Annotated in this window: 18 protein-coding genes and 1 pseudogene; 6 read left to right on the top strand and 13 right to left on the bottom strand. The window is 71.8% G+C overall.

Translation table 11 applies throughout. From position 1 onward, the window contains the following. Positions 1 to 74 precede the first annotated feature (74 nt). Positions 75 to 767 carry a DUF6215 domain-containing protein gene (locus C1J00_RS04400; RefSeq protein WP_219728320.1) on the top strand — a complete coding sequence of 231 codons (693 nt, stop codon included), beginning with the start codon at positions 75 to 77 and terminating at the stop codon, positions 765 to 767. 66 nt (positions 768 to 833) lie between these two features. On the opposite strand, the gene C1J00_RS04395 is transcribed toward C1J00_RS04400, so the two are convergent. Beyond that, positions 834 to 3,320: an alpha-L-arabinofuranosidase family protein gene (locus C1J00_RS04395; RefSeq protein WP_102907700.1), complete on the bottom strand. Its 2,487-nt coding sequence runs from the start codon at positions 3,318 to 3,320 to the stop codon at positions 834 to 836. Positions 3,321 to 3,456: 136 nt separating this feature from the next. Here C1J00_RS04395 and C1J00_RS04390 point away from each other — a divergent pair, with 136 nt between their 5' ends. Continuing rightward, entirely contained in the window at positions 3,457 to 3,897 is a 441-nt protein-coding gene (locus tag C1J00_RS04390; RefSeq protein WP_102907699.1) for a DUF6314 family protein, read from the top strand. Here C1J00_RS04390 and C1J00_RS04385 read toward each other — a convergent pair. The 4 genes from C1J00_RS04385 to C1J00_RS47840 form a co-directional block, all read right to left on the bottom strand. Continuing rightward, entirely contained in the window at positions 3,879 to 4,472 is a 594-nt protein-coding gene (locus tag C1J00_RS04385) for a histidine phosphatase family protein (protein WP_102907698.1), read from the bottom strand. The two genes, C1J00_RS04390 and C1J00_RS04385, sit on opposite strands and share 19 nt — an antisense overlap. A 73-nt stretch (positions 4,473 to 4,545) precedes the next feature. After that, entirely contained in the window at positions 4,546 to 4,986 is a 441-nt protein-coding gene (locus C1J00_RS04380) for a GNAT family N-acetyltransferase (RefSeq protein WP_102907697.1), read from the bottom strand. Between the two features lie 40 nt (positions 4,987 to 5,026). Next, complete coding sequence (locus C1J00_RS04375; RefSeq protein WP_102907696.1) at positions 5,027 to 6,463, bottom strand: aminotransferase-like domain-containing protein; 1,437 nt, start codon at positions 6,461 to 6,463, stop codon at positions 5,027 to 5,029. 81 nt (positions 6,464 to 6,544) lie between these two features. Continuing rightward, positions 6,545 to 6,670 (bottom strand): hypothetical protein, encoded by a 126-nt coding sequence (locus tag C1J00_RS47840; protein WP_342751655.1) that lies wholly within the window; start codon positions 6,668 to 6,670, stop codon positions 6,545 to 6,547. On the opposite strand from C1J00_RS47840, the pseudogene C1J00_RS04370 reads away from it, so the two are divergent. Together C1J00_RS04370 and C1J00_RS04365 are read left to right on the top strand one after the other, a co-directional pair. Then, a pseudogene (locus C1J00_RS04370) lies at positions 6,636 to 7,383 on the top strand (DMT family transporter). The gene C1J00_RS47840 and the pseudogene C1J00_RS04370 sit on opposite strands and share 35 nt — an antisense overlap. Positions 7,384 to 7,477: 94 nt before the next feature. Next, complete coding sequence (locus C1J00_RS04365) at positions 7,478 to 7,678, top strand: DUF1918 domain-containing protein (RefSeq protein WP_102907695.1); 201 nt, start codon at positions 7,478 to 7,480, stop codon at positions 7,676 to 7,678. A gap of 201 nt (positions 7,679 to 7,879) precedes the next feature. Here the strand turns inward: C1J00_RS04365 and C1J00_RS04360 are convergent, their stop codons facing one another. Beyond that, on the bottom strand, positions 7,880 to 9,109 hold the full coding sequence (locus C1J00_RS04360; protein ID WP_102907726.1) for a glycoside hydrolase family 10-like protein: 1,230 nt from the start codon (positions 9,107 to 9,109) through the stop codon (positions 7,880 to 7,882). Between the two features lie 177 nt (positions 9,110 to 9,286). On the opposite strand from C1J00_RS04360, the gene C1J00_RS04355 reads away from it, so the two are divergent. Then, a complete protein-coding gene (locus tag C1J00_RS04355; protein ID WP_439333381.1) occupies positions 9,287 to 10,162 on the top strand; it encodes a 3-hydroxybutyryl-CoA dehydrogenase in 876 nt (291 codons plus the stop codon). A 22-nt stretch (positions 10,163 to 10,184) separates the two neighbouring features. On the opposite strand, the gene C1J00_RS04350 is transcribed toward C1J00_RS04355, so the two are convergent. Continuing rightward, the gene (locus C1J00_RS04350; protein WP_102907693.1) at positions 10,185 to 10,415 is read right to left on the bottom strand and encodes a hypothetical protein; all 231 of its coding nucleotides are present in this window, start codon (positions 10,413 to 10,415) and stop codon (positions 10,185 to 10,187) included. Positions 10,416 to 10,637: 222 nt separating this feature from the next. Between C1J00_RS04350 and C1J00_RS04345 the strand changes: the two genes are divergently transcribed. After that, on the top strand, positions 10,638 to 10,895 hold the full coding sequence (locus C1J00_RS04345) for a hypothetical protein (protein ID WP_030243880.1): 258 nt from the start codon (positions 10,638 to 10,640) through the stop codon (positions 10,893 to 10,895). Between the two features lies 1 nt (position 10,896). Here the strand turns inward: C1J00_RS04345 and C1J00_RS04340 are convergent, their stop codons facing one another. The 6 genes from C1J00_RS04340 to C1J00_RS04315 form a co-directional block, all read right to left on the bottom strand. Then, complete coding sequence (locus tag C1J00_RS04340) at positions 10,897 to 11,442, bottom strand: NUDIX hydrolase (RefSeq protein ID WP_102907692.1); 546 nt, start codon at positions 11,440 to 11,442, stop codon at positions 10,897 to 10,899. A 107-nt stretch (positions 11,443 to 11,549) separates the two neighbouring features. Next, positions 11,550 to 12,890 carry an NsdA family TPR-like regulatory protein gene (locus tag C1J00_RS04335; protein ID WP_102907691.1) on the bottom strand — a complete coding sequence of 447 codons (1,341 nt, stop codon included), beginning with the start codon at positions 12,888 to 12,890 and terminating at the stop codon, positions 11,550 to 11,552. Between the two features lie 329 nt (positions 12,891 to 13,219). After that, positions 13,220 to 15,733, bottom strand: coding sequence for a phenylalanine--tRNA ligase subunit beta (pheT, locus tag C1J00_RS04330; protein ID WP_102907690.1), 2,514 nt, complete (start codon positions 15,731 to 15,733; stop codon positions 13,220 to 13,222). Next, the gene (pheS, locus tag C1J00_RS04325; RefSeq protein ID WP_102907689.1) at positions 15,733 to 16,860 is read right to left on the bottom strand and encodes a phenylalanine--tRNA ligase subunit alpha; all 1,128 of its coding nucleotides are present in this window, start codon (positions 16,858 to 16,860) and stop codon (positions 15,733 to 15,735) included. Before pheS ends, pheT begins: the two co-directional genes overlap by 1 nt. Positions 16,861 to 16,989: 129 nt before the next feature. After that, positions 16,990 to 18,141 (bottom strand): sensor histidine kinase, encoded by a 1,152-nt coding sequence (locus C1J00_RS04320; protein ID WP_102907688.1) that lies wholly within the window; start codon positions 18,139 to 18,141, stop codon positions 16,990 to 16,992. Between the two features lie 53 nt (positions 18,142 to 18,194). Continuing rightward, positions 18,195 to 19,032: TrmH family RNA methyltransferase (locus tag C1J00_RS04315; RefSeq protein ID WP_245936195.1), on the bottom strand; the 838-nt coding region annotated here is incomplete at its 5' end.

Here is a 19,032-nt window from a genome sequence, read left to right as displayed (position 1 = left end):
CCGGTTTTGTCCGGACCATGACCACAGGTTAAGGTCCCCGGGCACATTTCAGGGGGTCACGGCGGGTGGGGGACATGGCCGAGGAAGACGACGCGCCCATGAAGAGCGCGAACGCGTGGGGGCAGGCGCTCGCGGCGGTGGCGTTGGTGGGGGCGCTCGGCGCGGGCTTCTGGGGGCTGGCGAAGACGCCGGCCGCACAGAGCGAGCCCAAGCCTGCCACCTGCTCCGACGGGGAGACCCCGGCGCCGAAGGGCAAGCACCTCTCCGGCGCCCAGTTGTGCGAGGCGCTGAACCGGTCCGACCTGGCCGCGCTGCTGGGCACCCCGACCGAGATCGCGAAGAGCGCCTACGGCAGCGACAGCTCCATCGGCTCCCCCGGCGGCAAGGACGTCGCCACACCGCAGGCGCAGGTCGAGTTCGAGACGTACACGGTCACGCTCTCGGCGACCTACGACGGCCTTCCGGTGGCCGGGTCGGAAGCACTGCTCGGAAGCGACGCCCGCCGACAGGAGGTACTGGGCCGCCCGGGGGTGCTGTACTCGAACCGCACCATCAGCATCAGCTTCCGGCTAGAGGGCGGCGACGCCGACAGCGGTCCCGGCGTCCCGGCCCGGGCCCTCACCGTGGCCCAGGACGCGAAGGACCGCGGCGGCTCCCTCGACGTCACCCTGTGGCGCGCGGACGGAGTGGCGCCGGACGACGCGGTGCTGCTGCGCGTCGCGGAGACGGTCCTGCCCGCGGTTCCGGGCTGGAAGGCGCGCGGCTGAGCCCGCGCCCGGCCGCTGCGCCGGTGTGGGTCGCTGCCCCGGGGCAGCGACCCACACCGGCGGGTACTACTTCTGCTTGATCCTCAGGAACGTGACGGAGTTCGCCGGGAAGGTGTACGTGAACTTCGCCGCCACGCCCCGGAACGTGGACGTCACCGGCGTCACCGGGGTGTCCGTCTCGGTGTTCACGGCGTCCTCGTCGGCGGCCAGCGTGGTCACACGGGCCGTGGAGGCGGTCTTGGCGCCACCGAGGTCGACCGCCGTACGGGCCTCGGCGGACTGGGCGTTGACGACCTTGACGATCAGGTCACCGGTCTTCGCGTCCTTGGTGACGACCTGACGGAACGGCTCGGCCGGCTTGTCGTCCTTGAAGCTCCCCCACTCCTTGCCGTCGAGGAAGAGGGTGACCTGGCGGCCGCGGACCTTGATGTCGATGTCGTAGGCGCGGCCGGTCTCGATCGACCCCGCCTTCGTCATCAGCGTGCCCTTGCCGCCATCCACGGCCTGCTCGATCGCGGACTGGGTGTTGTTCCAGCCGCCCAGGTTCCACCAGTAGTAGTTGCCGGTGTCCTTGACGCCGAAGGCGACGAGGAAGCCCTCCTTGCCGGACTTCTTGGTGGCCTTCACATGCAGGTCGTAGTCCTTCCAGGCCGGGTCGCCCGCCGTGACCAGGGTGTTCTCGGCGGCGGTGTCGGTCTGGACGAAGCTCCCGTCCTGGACGCTCCAGCTGCCACGGCCGCTGGTGGTCCACTTCGAGGCGTCACCGGAGAAGTCGTCGCTGAGCAGCGTGGAGCCGTCCGCCGAGGTGACCTTCACATCGTCGTACGCGGCGCTGGTCGCCCACGTCGACAGGCCGACTGCGCCGGTGATGGGGCCGCTGACGTTCGGGGTCGTGGTGGCCTTCGACGGGACGACGCGGTCGCCGACGTTGGTCATGAACAGCTTCTGGACCTCGTAGTTGGCCGAGTTCCAGGAGGCCCGGTTGTTGAACCAGATCATGTCCGGCCGCCACTGCACGTAGTCCTCGTTGGCGAGCAGCGGGGCGTACGAGGCGAGCTTGACGATGTCGGCGTTGCGCTCCAGGCCGGTCATGAAGGCGGCTTCGGAGAGGCCGTTCTTCCAGGCGTTGCCCTGGGAGGCGTACTCGCCGAGGAAGACCTTCGGGCCGTTCCGGTCGTAGGAGTCGTAGCGGTCGTTGTTCTGCAGGAACCAGGTCGGGCTGTTGTAGTAGTGCTCGTCGACCATGTCGACCTTGCCCTCGCGGTTGAGCTGCCAGGCGGTGTCGAAGGTCGTGCCGGCGTCGTCCGGGCCCGAGTTGGAGACGACGGTGATGTCCGGGTACTTCGCCTTGATGGCCGTCCGGAACTGCTCGAAGCGGGCGAAGAACTCCTTCGGGAGGTTCTCCTCGTTGCCCACCCCGACGTGGGTCAGGTGGAACGGCTTGGGGTGGCCCATCCGCGCGCGGACCTTGCCCCACTTGGAGGTCGCCGGGCCGTTTGCGAACTCGATGAGGTCGAGGGTGTCCTGAATGTGCCGCTTGAGCAGGGCGTCGTCGTCGGTGGCCTTGTTCTGGCCGCAGCCGGTCACCAGGGCGGGGACGACGGGCAGCGGCATGGCGCCGATGTCCTCGGAGAAGCGGAAGTACTCGTAGTAGCCGAGGCCGTAGCTCTGGTTGTAGCCCCAGAAGTTGGCGTTGGTGGCGCGCTGCTCTACGGGTCCGATGGTGTCCTTCCACTGGTAGCTGCGCTTGCGCTGCCAGTTCGAGGCCTCGCTGTAGTCCTCCATGGAGCCGGTGTTGACCAGGCAGCCGCCGGGGAAGCGCACGAAGCCGGGCTTCAGGGCGGCGATCTTCTCGGCGAGGTCCTTGCGCAGGCCGTTCGGCTGGTTCTTGTACGTCTCGCGCGGGAAGAGCGATATCTCGTCGAGCGCGGCGGCGCTCGACGAGGCGACGGCGAGCCGTCCGCGGTTGCTCGTGCGGGTCGCCGTGAAGGTGGCCTTGTACTTGGCCCAGCCGCCCTTCGCGGCGACCTGGCGGGCGGTGGCGAGCGCGCCGGCGGTGTCCTTCAGCGAGACCGTGAGCGTGGTGCCGCTCGCGGCGCGGGCCCAGACGGAGAAGTCGTACCGCTTGCCCTTGTCGACCCGGATGCCGGTGTTGTAGCCGGCGTTCGTGACGGACGAGCCGGCGCCCAGGGAGAGGTAGTTGCGGTTGCGCTCGTTGAGGCGGCCCGCGTCGTTCACGACCTCGGCCGTGCCGCCGGCCGTCCACGAGGTCAGGGGCGTGTAGGAGCCGTTGTCGGCGGTGGAGTACTCGAAGGATCGGTTCTGCACGAGCTCGGCGTACAGACCGCCGTCGGCGGCCCGGTTGATGTCCTCGAAGAAGACGCCGTACATCGCGTCGTCGATCGCGGCGCCCTTGGCGGACGGGTCGACGGTGATCGCGTAGTCGGCGACGTCCTCGGCGTGTGCGGGGGCCGGTACGAGGGCTGCTGCCGTCAGGAGGGCGGTGGTCGTGAGACCCACTCTCCATCGGGTGCTGGCGGTGGTGCTTGGCATGGATACTCCGCGGCTCTCTGATAGAGGAGTGTTCGAAATATCAGACATTGATCAGCACTTCGAACGGCAAGATAGGGAGGGGACGGATGCGCGTCAATGGGTCGCGCAGCACGCGTGGGACGGAGAGCGGTACCGGATGGGCGAGTTCTGGCCAGTGCCGGACGTGCTGGCGTATCTGGCCGGGCGCTGGCGCGTGACACGGTCGGTGCGGGACCTGGCGAGCGGCGCGGAAGGGGAGTTCACCGGCACCACCGAGTTCCGCGCGGAGAAGACCGGCGGGCTGCTGCACCACGAGTCCGGCACCTTCGTCTGGCAGGGCGTCGCCCGGCCCGCGGAGCGGACCCTGCGGTTCCTGCCGGGTCCGGGCGGCACGGCGGACGTGCGGTTCGCCGACGGGAGGCCGTTCCACGACCTCGACCTGACGTCCGGCCGCCACGCCGCCGGCCATCCCTGCTCGGCGGACCTCTACCGCGGGGAGTTCACCGTTCTGGACGCGGACCACTGGCGGACGGTGTGGCACATCCGCGGCCCCGCCAAGGACCTGTTCCTGCGCACCGGCTACGCGCGCGAGGCCTGAGCGGACGCCCCGTCGAAGCGCAGGTTCCAGCGCCCCGCCCGGCCCGTCACGGAGGTCGTCGACAGCGGGCGGACGTCGATGTTCCAGTACGTCGACGGCGGCGCCTTCAGGGCGTACACCAGCGCCGCCCGGATCACGGACGGCTCGGCCACCGCCACGACCCGGCAGCCGTCCTCGACGGGCCGGGTGTCCAGCCAGCCGCCGACCCGGGTGATGAAGTCGACCAGCGACTCCCCGCCGTGCGGTGTGGCGCGCGGGTCGGCCAGCCAGGCGTCCACGGCATCCGGCTCCCTGGCCATCGCCTCGCCCAGGGTCAGCCCGCGCCACCTGCCCATGTCACAGTCGCGCAGGCCCAGCTGCACCAGGGGCGCGTACCCGAGGCCCTCCCCCGTCGCCCGGCTGCGCGGAGTCGGCGAGCAGTAGCGCAGTTCGGCCGCGGCGAGCGGCAGCAGCTCCTGCGCGACACGCTCCACCTCGGCCCAGCCGGCCTGGTCCAGCGGGCGCTCGTCGTCGAAGCGCTCGGCGAGCACCGGGGAACTGCGCGCGGCGGCGACGAAGGTGACCCGAAGTGGCATGCGGAGATCGTGGGCGCAGCAAGTGCGCAGGTCAAGAGGTGTTACCTACGAGTTACCGAGGGTGTGCCGGCCTTCACTGGCCGAAGACGAGCGCCATCCAGTGCTCGGGCCGCTCCAGCGGGGCGAACCCCAACTTCTCGTAGACCCCGTGCGCGTCGTGCGTGGCGAGCAGCACCCGCCTCACCCCGTACGACCGCAGCTCGTCCCGTACGGCGGCCACGAGCGCGCCGCCGACGCCCTTGCCGCGCACCGACGGATCGACGTACACGTCACACAGCCACCCGAAGGTCGCCCGGTCGGTGATCACCCGCGCGTAGGCGACCTGCTCCCCGGAAACCGTCTCGTACACGCCGAAGTTGAGCGACCCCTCGATCGCCCGGTCCTGCTTCTCCCGGGTACGCCCCAGCGCCCAGTACGCGTCGGTGGACAGCCAGTGGTGCACACGCTCGCGGTCGACGCGGCCGGGGTCGGTGGAGATCTCGCAGCCCTCGGGCAGGCTCGGCGTGTCGGTCATGCCGCGATGCTCGCAGACGGCCCTCGGGGGCGTCGAGCGGTTAACCCAGCGCCTCGTCGCAGGCCGTGCGCAGCCGTCGTACGCCCTCGGCGATCTCCCCTGTCCCGGCGACCGCCGCGAAGCTGAGGCGGATGTGCCCGGCGGGCGGCTCGGCGCTGAAGTAGGGGCGGCCGGGGGTGATCGCGACGCCGGCGCGAAGGGCGGCGGACACCAGGGCCGCCTCGCCGGTTCCGTCGGGCAGACGGGGCCACAGGTGGTAGCCGCCGGACGGGATGTGCGCCAGGGCGAGCTCCGGCAGGTGCAGGGCCAGGGCGCCGGTCATCGCGTCCCGACGTGCCCTCAACTCCGCGGAGACGGCCCGCAGATGACGCGGCCATGCGGGCGAGCCGACGAGTTCGAGTGCCGCCTCCTGGAGCGGGCGCGGCACGAAGAACGTGTCGACGACCTGGATGGCCCGCAGCCGCTCCAGGACCGGCCCGCGCGCGGCCAGGGCACTCACCCGGAAGCTGGGCGAGGTCGCCTTGGTGAGCGAGGAGACGTGGACGACGACACCGTCGGGGTCGTCGGCGGCCAGCGGGCGCGGCAACGGCCCCGCGTCCTCGTGCACCAGCCGCCGTACGAAGTCGTCCTCGACGACGAACGCGCCCGCCTCCCGGGCGATGCGCAGCACCTCGGCGCGCCGCCCTGGCGCGAGGACCGCGCCGGTGGGGTTCTGGAAGAGCGGCTGACAGACGAAGGCCGGGGCGCCGGTGGCCCGGAACGCGTCGGCGAGCAGCTCCGGTCGCACGCCGTCGGCGTCCACCGGGACGGGCACCGGGCGCAGGCCGGCGGCACGGGCGATGGCGAGCATGCCGGGGTAGGTCGGCGATTCGACCAGGACGGGGGCGCCTGGCGGGGCGAGGGCGCGCAGGGCGGTGGTGAGCGCGGACTGCCCGCCTGCGGTGATCAGCACCTCGGCGGCCGTGACCGCGCCGCCGATGCTCCGCGCGAACCACTCGCGCAGCTCCGGCAGCCCTTCCATGGGCGGCCGTCCCCAGGCACCGGGACGGCGCCCGGCCCGCGAGAGGGCGGCGGCCATCGCCCGCTCCGGCTGCAGCGACGGGTGCAGGTAGCCGCCGTTGAACTCGATCACGCCGGGCGGCGGTGCGGCCAGCGACACCAGTACCCCGGAGGCGTCGACCGAGCGCGGCACGAGGTCGGCGGCACCGTCGGCGCTGAGCGCGACCTCCTGCCAGGAGGTGTCCCCGGCGGGGGCCGGCGCCGAACGGGCCTGAGCGCGGAAGGCGCCCGCGCCGGGCCGGGTGACCACCAGTCCCTCGGCGGCGAGCTGCGCCAGGGCGCGCGACACCGTCACCGGGCTCACCCGGAACCGCTCGACAAGCGCTCGGCTCGACGGCAGCTTTCCACCGGGTGAGTAGCGGTCGAGTTCTCGCCTCAGCTGTTCGGCCAGTTCACCTACGCTGCTACGCTCTTGCATGAGAGCACAGAGTAGCGCTACTACGGCATCCCCGATAGCAGTCGCCACCCCGGGCCCGGAGCGCCCCGGGTTCGGCACCCTTCAGGCCGCCCTCGGCGTCGTCGCCTTCTCCCTGACGTTCCCGGCCACCGCCTGGGGGCTGGAGGGCTTCGGGCCCTGGTCGCTGGTCGCCGTGCGGAGCGTCCTGGCCGCGGTGATCGCGGGCACCGCGCTCTTGCTGCTGCGTGTGCCCGCCGCCGGCCCGCCGCCACTGGCCGGGGCTCGCGGTCGTCGGGGCCGGTGTCGTCCTCGGTTTCCCCCTGCTCACCACGCTCGCGCTGGAGACCTCCACCACCGCGCACGCCGCCGTCGTGGTCGGGCTGCTGCCGCTGACGACGGCTCTCCTCTCCGCGCTGCGCGTGGGCACCCGGCCCTCGCGCACCTTCTGGATCGCGGCCTGCGCGGGCGCGGCGGCGGTGCTGGCCTTCACCGCGCAGCAGAGCGGCGGCGCCCTGACCACCGCCGACCTGTACCTCTTCGCCGCGCTGCTGGTCTGCGCGGCCGGCTACACCGAGGGCGGCCGGCTGGCCCGGGTCATGCCGGGCTGGCAGGTGATCGGCTGGGCTCTGGTGCTGTGCCTGCCGCTGACGGTGCCCGTCGCCGCGCTCGCCCTGACGCAGGAGCCCGTGCGGCTGACCGCGCACAGCGTCACCGGACTGCTGTGGGTCGCGGCGGGCTCCCAGTTCGTCGGGCTGGTCGTCTGGTACCGCGGTATGGCGGCCATCGGCATCCCCAAGGCCAGCCAGTTGCAGCTCGCCCAGCCGCTGCTCACACTGGTGTGGTCGGTGCTGCTGCTGGGCGAGCACCTCACGGTCGCCGCCCCGCTGACGGCCGCGGCGGTGCTGTTCTGCATCGCCGTCACACAGCGATCACGCGGCTGAGCGGGACGGCGCGGGGCCCCTGCCGGCAGGCGCCCTGCGCCGTGGACCCGCCAGGCCACGGACCGCTGCTCCGCACCTCGTGAGGAGGCCCCAGATGCGCGCAACCGTGGGCGACCAGCTTGTCCAGCACGGCAGGGTGGTCGGTCAGCACGACAAGATCGGCGAGATCGTCGAAGTGCTCGGCCAGGAGGGCGGCCCCCCGTACCGTGTCCGGTTCGAGGACGGGCACGAGGGCGTGTGCTCGCCCGGGCCGGACACGGAGATCCGGCACAGGGAGACCACCACCGGGCCGTGACTCGGGGGTCCTTTCACCTTGAGCGTCCGGTCAGGTCGCGTGGTCTGGTGCCGTGCGTCGCAAGGCGCCGGAGCGCCTTCGACGGGGGTGCCCCTGTTCGAGCGAAGCCGAGAGCTTGGGGGAGCCACGTGGGCGTTTCGGCACCGCGGCGAGGTGCGGTGCCGGAGCGCGCGACCCGGACGGGCTCAGTGAAAGGACCCCTTAGCGCGGGGGCGGAGCCGGCTGCCCGTAGTGGTCGGCGACGACCCGCGCCATCGCCCCGATCCGGTCGGCCGCCACGTCCTTGGCGGCGAAGTAGACGTGTCCGCGGACCTGCGGGTACTGCCCGGCCAGCGTCAGGTGCCGGGAGAGTTCGCCCGCCTCCTGCCACGCCGCGGTCTGCGCCGGGTCACCCGCCTTGTACAGCGCCTCCCCCACGTAGAGCTGTGTCGGGCTGCCGTTCGCGACCTCCGCCCACCAGGGCACCAGCTTCGCGTAGTCGGCGGCGGCGAAACCGATGTTCCAGTACAGCTGCGGGACGATGTAGTCGATCCAGCCCTCGCGCACCCACTTCCGCGTGTCGGCGTGCAGATCGTCGTACGTCTCCACGCCCGCCCGCGTGTCCGAGCCGAGCGGGTCGGTCGCGGCGTTGCGCCACACGCCGAAGGGGCTGATGCCGAAGCGGGCATCCGGCCGGACCTCCTTGATGCGGTCCGCCGTCTCCCGCACCAGCCGGTCGATGTTGTCCCGCCGCCAGGCCGCACGGTCCGGGAAGCCGCCGCCGTGCTCGTCGTAGGCCGCGTCGTCGTCGAAGCTCTGCCCCGCCACGGGGTACGGGTAGAAGTAGTCGTCGAAGTGGACGCCGTCCACGGGATACTTCGCCACCGCGTCCAGCATCGCGTCCTCGACGAAGGCGCGGACCTCGGGCAGCCCCGGGTCGTAGAAGAGCTTCCCGCCGTACGTCACCACCCAGTCGGGGTTCTCGCGGGCGGGATGGGACGCGGCGAGCCGGGTCGGGTCGGCGTGCGTGGCGACCCGGTACGGGTTGAACCAGGCGTGCAGCCGGAGGCCCCGCGCATGCGCCTCCTCGACCGCCGTGCCCAGCGGGTCCCAGCCGGGGTCCTTGCCCTGGGTGCCGGTGAGGTACTGCGACCAGGGCTCGTACGGCGAGGGCCACAGGGCGTCCGCCGTGGGGCGGACCTGGAAGAACACGGTGTTGAGCCGGTTGCGGACGGCGGTGTCGAGATGGGTGAGCAGTTCGGCGCGCTGCTGCGACGCGGTGAGCCCGGCCTTCGAGGGCCAGTCGCGGTTGGCCACGGTGGCGATCCAGACGCCCCGCATCTCGGAGTCCGGTGCTCCGCCCCGGCGTCCGGTCGCGGCCGACGCCTGAGGCATCATCGTGAAGGCCGACAGCGCCGCCACCGCGAACGCCCTGCGTGACACTCGTCCCATCCGCATGCCCCAAAAGCCGCGGATCCGCCGGTCGCGGATCGTTCGGGCCCAGCATGCCCGACGCGGACCCGACCCCCGCGATCGATCATCGATACTTCGGAGTAACGTGCACGAACGGAGCAGGCCCCGGGACCCGGCGAACCTGCCCGGATGTGGATCAGCAGCGAAAGGGACGATGTGACGGACATCCCAGCGGGAGACATTGCACGCGTCGGAGTCGTGGGCTGCGGTCAGATGGGCGCGGGGATCGCCGAGGTGTGCGCCCGGGCCGGCCTGGACGTCATGGTCGCCGAGACCACCGGCGAAGCCCTGGAGATCGGCCGCACCCGGCTGTTCACCTCCCTGGCCAAGGCGGCCGAGCGCGGCAAGATCACCGAGGAGGAGCAGGAGGCCACGCTGGCCCGTCTGAGCTTCACCACGGATCTCGGCGAGTTCGCCGACCGTGACCTCGTGATCGAGGCCGTCGTCGAGAACGAGCAGGTCAAGACCGAGATCTTCCAGGTCCTGGACCAGGTCGTGACCCGGCCGGACGCGATCCTGGCCTCCAACACCTCGTCCATCCCGCTGGTGAAGCTGGCGGTGGCGACCTCGCGGCCCGACCAGGTCATCGGCATCCACTTCTTCAACCCGGCTCCGGTGCAGAAGCTCGTCGAGCTGATCCCGGCGCTGACCACGTCCGAGGGCACCATAGGGCGCGCCCAGCTGTTCGCGGAGAAGCTGCTGGGCAAGCACGCCATCCGTGCCCAGGACCGCTCCGGCTTCGTGGTCAACGCGCTGCTGATCCCGTACCTGCTCTCCGCGATCCGGATGTTCGAGACGGGCATCGCCAGCCGCGAGGACATCGACAACGGCATGGAGATGGGCTGCGCCCACCCGATGGGCCCGCTGAAGCTGTCCGACCTGATCGGCCTGGACACGGTCGTCTCGGTCGCGCAGTCCATGTACGAGGAGTACAAGGAGCCCCTTTACGCCGCTCCCCCGCTCCTGCAGCGCATGGTCGACGCGGGCCGGCTGGGCCGCAAGTCGGGCTCGGGCTTCTACACCTACGGCTGACCGCCCGGCTGAAGCAGCCACCTCAACGTCGCCGCTCCTCCGGCCACGGCCGGAACCGGCGGCGTCCCCATTCCGCCGCCCGCTCGTCGAGGCGGCTGCGCAGCCGGCCCATCCAGAGGGCGAGCGGAGTGGTCACGAGAGCGAGCAGCAGCGCCGTGCCCCACCCCTGCCCGCCGGAGGAGAACCGGAGCACCACGACCGACAGCGCGTAGATCGCCAGCGCGTACGCCGCGTACCTCTGCCACTTCGTCATGGAGCCCCAGGTACCCCCCCCCGAGGCCGATTACGGACGGTCAGATTTCGGCCAAGCCGCGGGTCCGGCACCGGATGTGGTGCCGGGCTCGCGGCATTCACACACCGTGTGCGCGCCGGGCTCGCATATGCCCCTCGCACACTCTCCCCATGCGCCCACCAGGCGAGTTGACTCCACACCGCAGGCAAGGGATGTGAAACGACTACGGAAAGGAGCGGACTCGTGACCGCCGATCCCGAGCATCCCGTCGTCCACGGGGAACTCGCAGAGTTACGACGCCGCCTCGATGTGGCCTACGCCCGCGTCGAGGGCGGACTGGCTCTGCTCAGCCACCGCACCGAGGAGACCGCCAAGGAGATCGAGGAGCTCAACACCCGGATCCACACGCTCGAACACGCGCGCTGGCCGCTGCCCGCGGTCGCCGCCCTCACCGCCGTGGGTGCCCTCGTCATGGCGATCTGGCAGGCCCTGGGCCGTTGACTCAGGGCAGCGTGTCCTGACCGAGCCTGAGATGGTGCAGCAGAAGTAACGCGGCCGCCATGTTGGCGGCCGGGACCTCCCCGCGGGCGACCATGTCGGGGACGAGCTTGAGGGGAACCCATTCCCGGCGGTCCGACTCGAAGTCGTCCACGGGGTGCCCGACGTACTCGCCCTGGTCGGCCCAGTACACGTGGTGCCGGGCGTCGGTGAGCCCGTTGGACGGCTCCACGCTCATGAGGTGGCGCAGGGGTCCCGGCCGCCAACCGGTCTCCTCCTCCAGTTCCCTGGCGGCCGCGTGGGCGACGTCCTCGCCGTCCTCGACGACGCCCGCCGCGAGTTCCCACCCCCAGCTGTCGGTGATGAAACGGTGCCGCCAGAGCAGCAGCACCTCGTTGGCCTCGTTCACGACCGTGGCCACCGCGACGGGCCGCAGCCGTATGAGGAAGTGGTCCAGGTGCCTGCCGTCCGGCAGTTCGACATCCGCGAGATTGACGCTGAACCAGCGATTTGAGTACACAGTTTGCTCGTTGTGTTTCGTCCACTGCACGGTTCTGCCACCTTCCGTCGAGTAAGTGGCAATATCGCAGCAGGGACGGAGGGACAGCAGGCGCACGGGAAGCGCCTCGGAGCGAGACCGGGCACCACCGCCCGGGTCTACAACGGTACGCGCAGGGCCCCGTCGATGAGTTCGGCGGCCTCGGCCGTGCCCGCACAGCCACTGCGCACCAGGTGCTCCCGCACCGCGCGCAGCCGGTCGCGCAGCCGCTGGGACTCCATGCCCCGGGCCTGCTCGGCCATCTGCACGGCGATGACCACCGCCTTGTCGGCGTTGCCCTGCCGCAGCTCGATGGTGCTGAGCATCGCCAGCCGGTGCACCCGGCCGCGGTCGTGCGCCGGGTTGTCGACAGCGGCCGCGGCATGCTCCCCGGCGGCCGCGATCTCCCCGAGGCTCAGCAGCGCCTCCGCCACCTGGACGTTGACGAGCCCTGGCTGGACATAACCGGTCTCGTCGGGCTCGTAGCCGCGCCGGATGCGCTCGGCGGCCTGCTCCGCCCGCCGGATGCAGGACAGGGCGCTCCCGCCGTCGCCGAGGTGCGCGTACGCCTTGGCCTGCATGGCGTAGAGGTCGGAGGCGAGCGCCGGGGTGATGTGCTTGCCGGCGGCCCGCAGCGCCGCCTCCGCGAAGGCGACGGACTGCCGGTACTCCCGCATGAAAAGCGACTGGTTGACCAGCAGGGCGATCACATACGCCCCGAGACCCCGGTCCCCGCTGGCCTTGGCCAGCCGCAGTGCCTGGTGGAAGTAGCGCTGGGCGAGGCCGTGCGCGTCGGAGTCGTAGGCGCAGATACCGGCGACCGCCACCAACCCTCCCGTGGCCCGGTGCAGCTGGCGGCCGGTCTCGTCGGTGTAGCTGCCGCGCAGCAGCGGCGCGGCCTCGGCGTTGAGGAAGCCGACGATGCGGGCGCGCGTGGCGATGCCCCCGGCCTTGCGGTACATCTGCTCGTAGTGTGTCCGGGCGGCCCGCAGCGTCTCCAGGTCGCCCGGGGTGACACGGTGTCGGCCGCCGCGGGAGACGTCCACGTCCTCGGGCGGGTTCTCCCACTCCCACACCGGCATCACGGCCGGCGTGCCGGTGAGCGCGGGTGCGCCCAGGAGGTGCGGGCGCTGCTGCTGGTCGGATCGCCACAGCGCGGTGGCCCGTTCTACGAACCCGGACAGCGAGCCGGTGTGCGGGGCGGACGGCTCGCCGGGCACGCCGAGGCCGATGTCGTCGAGGGTCACCGGCCGCTGCAGCCGGGCCGCGAGCACCTCGCAGATCAGGTCGGGCACCTGGCCGCGGGGGCGCTGCCCCTTCAACCACCGGGCGACGGCGGTGTGTTCGTACCTCAGGGACAGGCCACGCGCCCGTCCCGCCTGATTGACGTGTGCGGCCAGCCCCGCGTGCGAGATCCCCGCCTCGTCCAGGATCGCGTCGAGCAGAGTGTTGGGCTGCATGTGGGCCCCCCGGGTGGCTCGGTGCGGCCAGGTTAGTGGTTCCGCCTTCACACGGGGTGTGAACGGAGTACTCGAATCCGCACGGTGCGCGCACTGTCGCTGAGAGTCGCCGACGGGTTGACTGAGATGCCTCGAAAGAGGCCGGCCGGGCCGCCGGCTCCCCCTCGTACAGTGCGGCGGCCCGCTACCGCCGTCCGCCCGGCCGCCTGCCCGACACTCCGTGGCGGGGCGGACGGCTCCGCCGGCCACGCCCCGTAGGGGGCGCGGGGAACTGCGCGACCAGCCACCACCAACCCGCAGCGGGCAAGACAGCGCAGTCCCCCACGACGCTAACTCCGCAACTCAGCCCCTACGCGTTCACCCGCAAGGGCAACCGCCGCGTCCCGGGCCGCCGACGCCTCATCCACCGTCAGCGTCCGGTCAGCCGCCCGGAACCGCAAGGCATACGCGAGCGACTTCCGCCCCTCGCCCAACTGCTCGGCGTTCTCGTACACATCGAACAGCCGGATGGACTCCAGCAGTTCCCCGGCACCGTCGCGCAAGGCCTCCTCGACCTCCGCGGCCGGGACGACGGCGTCGACGACCAGGGCGACATCCTGCGTGGCGACGGGGAACGTGGAGATCCGCGGCGCCGCGGCCGTGGCGTCACCGGCGGCCTCCACCGCGTCCAGGTCGATCTCCATCGCGCAGCTGCGCGCCGGCAGTCCGAGGGCCTTCACTACCCGCGGGTGCAACTCGCCCGCGTGCCCCACGACCCGCTCGGCGCCGTCCACGGTGACCACCAGCTCGGCGCACCGCCCGGGGTGCCACGGTCCGTACTGTCCCTTGCGGATGACGAGTTCGGCACCGGCCTCACGGGCGACGGACCGGGCGGCCTCGACCGCGTCGGCCCAGTCGGCCGGACGGCCCTTGCCCCACCAGCCGGCCTGTTCGCGCGCACCGGCGAGGACGACGGCCACGTGCCGCGGCTGTTCGGGCAGCGCCGCGTTCAGCTCGGCGAGCTCCTCGTCGGTCGGACGGCGGTCGACGGGCAGCACGGCCGCGATCCGCTGCTCCGCGCGCGGCAGGAAGACCAGACCGGACTCGAACAGCGCGAGGTCGTGCGAGCCGCGGCCGTCGTTGCGGCGCAGGGCGGCGAGCAGGCCCGGCAGCAGCGACGTGCGCAGTGCGGGCTCCTCGTCGTTCAGCGGGTTGCTGAGCTTCACGACGCGGCGGGCCGGGTCGTCCGCTTCCAGGCCGAGCTGGTCGAAGACCTGCTCACCGATGAACGGGTAGTTCAGCGCCTCGACGTACCCGGCACCGGCCAGGGCACGGCCCACGCGGCGGTGCAGCCGCTGCCGTTCGGTCAGGCCGAGGCCGGCCGGCGGCCTGGGCAGCGTGGAAGGCAGGTTCTCGTAGCCCTCCAGCCGGATGACCTCTTCGGCCAGGTCGTTCGGGTCGGTGAGGTCGGGCCGCCAGGACGGCACGGTGACGATCAGGTCGTCCTGCCCGTACACGTCGCAGCCGACCTCCTGGAGGCGGCGCACGACGGTCTCGCGGCCGTAGGCGACGCCCGCGACCTTGTCCGGGTGGTCGGCCGGGACGGCGATGGTGCGCGGCGCGGAGGGGGCGAGGACCTCGGTGACGCCGGCCTCGGCGGTGCCGCCCGCGAGCAGCACCAGCAGGTCGACGGTGCGCTGCGCGGCGGCAGCGGCGGCCTGCGGGTCGACACCTCGCTCGAAGCGCCGGGACGCCTCGGAGGACAGCTTGTGGCGGCGGGCGGTGCGCGCGATCGACACCGCGTCGAAGTGCGCGGCCTCGATGACGACGTCCGCCGTGGCGTTCTCCACGTCGTCGTGGTCGGCGATCTCCGTGTTGGCGCCGCCCATGACGCCGGCGAGCCCGATGGGGCCCCGGTCGTCGGTGATCACCAGGTCCTCGGTGTCCAGCGTGCGCTCGACACCGTCGAGGGTGGTGAGCTTCTCGCCCGCCTCGGCCCGGCGCACGCCGATGGTGCCCTCGACCAGGCCGCGGTCGTAGGCGTGCAGCGGCTGGCCGAGCTCCGTCATCACGTAGTTCGTGACGTCGACGGCGAGGGAGATCGGGCGCATGCCGACCTTCTGGAGCCGGCGCTGGAGCCAGATCGGGGAGCGTGCCTCGGCGCTCAGGCCGGTCACCGTGCGGGCCGTGAAGCGGTCGCAGCCGGTCGGGTCCGAGACCTGCACCGGGTAGCCGTAGGCGTTCGGGCCGGGCACGTCGAGCAGGGCCGGGTCGCGCAGCGGCAGGCCGTAGGCGATGGCGGTCTCGCGGGCGACGCCGCGGATGGACAGGCAGTAGCCGCGGTCGGGCGTGACGGCGATGTCGAGGACCTCGTCGACCAGTTCCAGCAGCTCGATCGCGTCCTTGCCGACCTCGGTCTCCGGGGGCAGCACGATGATGCCCTTGGTGCCGTCGTCGCCCATGTTCAGCTCGTCGCTGGAGCAGATCATGCCGTGCGAGTTCCTGCCGTACGTCTTGCGCGCGGAGATCGTGAAACCGCCGGGCAGCGAGGCGCCGGGCAGGACCACGACGACCTTGTCGCCGACCGCGAAGTTACGGGCGCCGCAGACGATCTCCTGGGGCTCACCCGTCCCGTTGGCCTGGCCGACGTCGACGGTGCAGAAGCGGATCGGCTTCTTGAAGCCCTCCAGCTCCTCGATGGTCAGCACCTGGCCGACGACCAGCGGCCCCTTGAGGTCGGCGCCGAGCTGCTCGACGGTCTCGACCTCCAGACCGGCCGAAATGAGCTTGGCCTGCACGTCCCGACCGGTCTCCGTCTCCGGCAGGTCGACGTACTCCCGCAGCCAAGAAAGCGGGACCCGCATCAGATCTCCATCCCGAACGGCCGGGTGAACCGGACGTCACCCTCGACCATGTCTCGCATGTCTTCGACGTTGTGGCGGAACATCAGCATCCGCTCGATGCCGAACCCGAAGGCGAAGCCGCTGTACTTCTCGGGATCGACGCCGCAGGCCGTGAGCACCCGCGGGTTGACCATGCCGCAGCCGCCCAGCTCGATCCAGCCCTCGGAGGAGCAGGTGCGGCAGGGGCGGTCGGGGTTGCCGATGGACTCGCCCTTGCAGACGTAGCAGAGCATGTCCATCTCGGCGCTCGGCTCGGTGAACGGGAAGTAGTTCGGCCGCAGCCGGGTCTTCATGTCCGCGCCGAACAGAGCCTGGACCATGTGGTCGAGCGTGCCCTTGAGGTCCGCCATGGTCAGGCCCTCGTCGATCGCGAGCAGCTCGATCTGGTGGAAGACGGGCGTGTGCGTGGCGTCCAGCTCGTCGGTGCGGAACACGCGGCCGGGGCAGACGATGTAGACCGGCAACTCACGGTCGAGCAGTGCGCGGGCCTGAACCGGGGAGGTGTGCGTGCGCAGGACGACGCCGGACCCGGACTCCTCGGTGCCCTTGGGGCCCTGCACGAAGAAGGTGTCCTGCATCTGCCGGGCCGGGTGGTCGGGCAGGAAGTTGAGGGCGTCGAAGTTGAACCACTCTGCCTCGGCCTCCGGACCTTCGGCGACCTCGTAGCCCATGGCCACGAAGACGTCCGCGACCCGCTCCATCATGGTGGTGAGCGGGTGCCGGGCGCCGGACGGTACGCGGTCGTACGGCAGCGTGACGTCCACCGCCTCCTCGACGAGCACGCGCGCGTCCCGCTCGGCCTCGAGTTCCACCTGGCGGGCGGCGAGGGCCTTGTTCACGGCGCCGCGGGCCTGGCCGACGCGCTTGCCGGCCTCGGCCTTGGCGTGCGGGGGCAGGGCGCCGATCTCGCGGTTGGCGAGGGCCAGCGGCGAGGCGGGGCCGGTCTGGGCGACCTTGGCCTCGTGGAGCGCGTCGAGGGAGTCCGCGGCGGCGAAGGCGGCGAGCGCCTCGTCCCGCATGCGCTCGATCTCTTCCGGTTTCAACGTCTCGACCTCGACCGGGTCGTACGACTTATTCGGTGCCGACATCTCTTCCCGTGCTTCCGATTGGCTGGCTGAAGGTCCCCGTCACCGACTCGGACGGCTGCCTGAAGGGACACAAAGGTGCCAATGGCCGAGTCTAACGGGGTGGAGGTATGGGAATGCGCCCGTGGGGGCTCAGGCGAGATAGGCCGGAGCGCTCACGGGCAACGTAAATCGGAACTCGGCGCCTGCGCCGGGGGCGCGGCCGACCGTGATGGTGCCGCCGTGGGCCTCGACGATGCCCTTGACGATGTAGAGCCCGAGGCCCGTGCCGCCGCGCTTGCTGCCCCGCCAGAAGCGGGTGAAGACGCGGTTCATGGACTCCTCCGGGATGCCGGGGCCCTCGTCGCTCACGGTGACCGACGTGGCTGCGTTCTCGGCGTATTCGCCCTCTCGGAGGGACGCCGTGGCCGTGACGTCGATCGTGACAGTTCCCTCGCCGTGGCGCACGGCGTTTTCCAGCAGGTTGCTGAGCACCTGGTCGATCTTGTCGGGGTCGGCCCACAGGTCGGGCAGCGGCTGCTGGACGCGCAGCAGGAACCGGTCGGCGGGCTGCCCGGCGGCGACGTAGGCCTGGATGTGCCGTCCGACGGCGGCGCCGATGTCGACGGGCTGGCGGCGCAACTCCAACCGGCCGGAGTCGATCCGGGAGATGTCGAGCAGCTCGGCGATGAGCCGGGTGACCCGGTCGGCGTCGGCGTCGACGGTTTCCAGCATCAGCCGCTTCTGGTCGTCGGTGAAGCGTTCCCACTTGGCGAGCAGCGTGGCGGTGAAGCCCTTGACGGAGGTGAGCGGGGAGCGCAGTTCGTGGGCGACGGTGGCGATCAGCTCGGCGTGGCTGCGTTCGGTGCGACGGCGGGCCTCGGTGTCGCGCAGGGTGACGACGAGGCGCCGGACGGGGCCGGTGGGCCGGGTGCGGACGTAGCGCGCGGAGACCAGCACCTCACGGCCGCCGGGCAGGAGAAGGTTGCGCTCGGGCTGTCCGACGCGGATGGCGAGGCCGCCGTACGGATCGGTCAGCTGCCACCAGCGCCGGCCCTCCAGGTCCTCTAACGGCAGGACCTTCTCCAGCCGCTGCCCGAGGGCGTCCCGGGCGCGGACGGCGGTGATGCGCTCGGCGGCGGCGTTGAAGCAGATGACGTGGCCCTGCTCGTCGGCGACGACGAGCCCGTCGGGCAGGTGGTCGGGGTCGATGCCGAGGCCGGCTGGATCACCGGGTGGCCGGGACGCGGCGGGAGGGCTCCCGGCGTCCTGGGCCCCTGGTGCGCTGCTCGTGCCGACACTCATCCCCGTACCCCACCTCCAAGGCTCCGCAGAGGGGTCCTGAGCTGGTCACCCTACTAGTTCCCGGTGACGGAGCGGCACCCTCCGGAGGCGCGCTGTGCACGCGCCGACGCGTAGAGACATACGGCGGCCGCGGTGGCGAGGTTCAGACTCTCGGCCTTCCCGTGGATCGGGACACGGACGACGGCGTCGGTGAGGGCACGGGTCTCCTCAGGCAGGCCCCAGGCCTCGTTGCCGAAGACCCAGGCGGTCGGCCCGCCCATGGTGCCCTTGTCGAGCTCGTCGTCGAGGTCGCGGTCGCCGGCCCCGTCGGCGGCGAGAATCCGGACACCGGCGTCCCGCAGTCCGTCCACGGCCTGCTCCACGGGGACGCCGACGGCGACGGGCAGGTGGAACAGGGAGCCGACGGAGGCGCGGACGGCCTTGGGGTTGTACACGTCGACGGAGGCGTCGGTCAGGACGACGGCCTCGGCACCGGCGGCGTCGGCGCAGCGCAGCACGGTCCCGGCGTTGCCCGGGTCACGGACGTTGGCGAGGAGCGCGACGAGCCGGGGGCGGGCCGCGAGGACCTCCTGGAAGGGCGTGTCCAGGAACCGGCAGACGCCGACGAGGCCCTGCGGGGTGACGGTGGTGGAGATGTCGGCGATGACCTGCTCGGCGGCGAGGTGCACCCTGGCTCCGGCGTCCCGGGCGGCCCCGACGATGTCGGCGTAGCGCTCGGCGGCCTCCAGCGTCGTGAACAGCTCCACGAGCGTGGCCGCGTCCCCCGTCCGGTGCCCGGCGGCCTCCCGGACGGCCTGTGGCCCCTCCGCCAGGAACAGCCGGTCCTTCCCCCGGAAGTTCCGCTTGGCCAGCCGCCGCGCGGCCAGGACGCGGGGGGAGCGGGGGGAGACG

It is taken from the genome of Streptomyces cahuitamycinicus (genome assembly GCF_002891435.1).
Lineage (GTDB): Bacteria > Actinomycetota > Actinomycetes > Streptomycetales > Streptomycetaceae > Streptomyces > Streptomyces cahuitamycinicus.
This window is presented reverse-complemented; position numbering and strand designations above follow the sequence as displayed.

Coding starts and splice junctions, on each gene's coding strand:
- C1J00_RS04385 (WP_102907698.1), bottom strand. CDS start 4,472: ATGCCACTTCGGGTCACCTTCGTCGCCGCCGCGCGCAGTTCCCCGGTG.
- C1J00_RS04365 (WP_102907695.1), top strand. CDS start 7,478: ATGCGCGCAACCGTGGGCGACCAGCTTGTCCAGCACGGCAGGGTGGTC.
- C1J00_RS04335 (WP_102907691.1), bottom strand. CDS start 12,890: ATGCAGCCCAACACTCTGCTCGACGCGATCCTGGACGAGGCGGGGATC.
- C1J00_RS04350 (WP_102907693.1), bottom strand. CDS start 10,415: ATGACGAAGTGGCAGAGGTACGCGGCGTACGCGCTGGCGATCTACGCG.
- pheT (WP_102907690.1), bottom strand. CDS start 15,733: ATGCGGGTCCCGCTTTCTTGGCTGCGGGAGTACGTCGACCTGCCGGAG.
- C1J00_RS04360 (WP_102907726.1), bottom strand. CDS start 9,109: ATGGGACGAGTGTCACGCAGGGCGTTCGCGGTGGCGGCGCTGTCGGCC.
- C1J00_RS04380 (WP_102907697.1), bottom strand. CDS start 4,986: ATGACCGACACGCCGAGCCTGCCCGAGGGCTGCGAGATCTCCACCGAC.
- pheS (WP_102907689.1), bottom strand. CDS start 16,860: ATGTCGGCACCGAATAAGTCGTACGACCCGGTCGAGGTCGAGACGTTG.
- C1J00_RS04320 (WP_102907688.1), bottom strand. CDS start 18,141: ATGAGTGTCGGCACGAGCAGCGCACCAGGGGCCCAGGACGCCGGGAGC.
- C1J00_RS04400 (WP_219728320.1), top strand. CDS start 75: ATGGCCGAGGAAGACGACGCGCCCATGAAGAGCGCGAACGCGTGGGGG.
- C1J00_RS04390 (WP_102907699.1), top strand. CDS start 3,457: ATGGGCGAGTTCTGGCCAGTGCCGGACGTGCTGGCGTATCTGGCCGGG.
- C1J00_RS04395 (WP_102907700.1), bottom strand. CDS start 3,320: ATGCCAAGCACCACCGCCAGCACCCGATGGAGAGTGGGTCTCACGACC.
- C1J00_RS04375 (WP_102907696.1), bottom strand. CDS start 6,463: ATGCAAGAGCGTAGCAGCGTAGGTGAACTGGCCGAACAGCTGAGGCGA.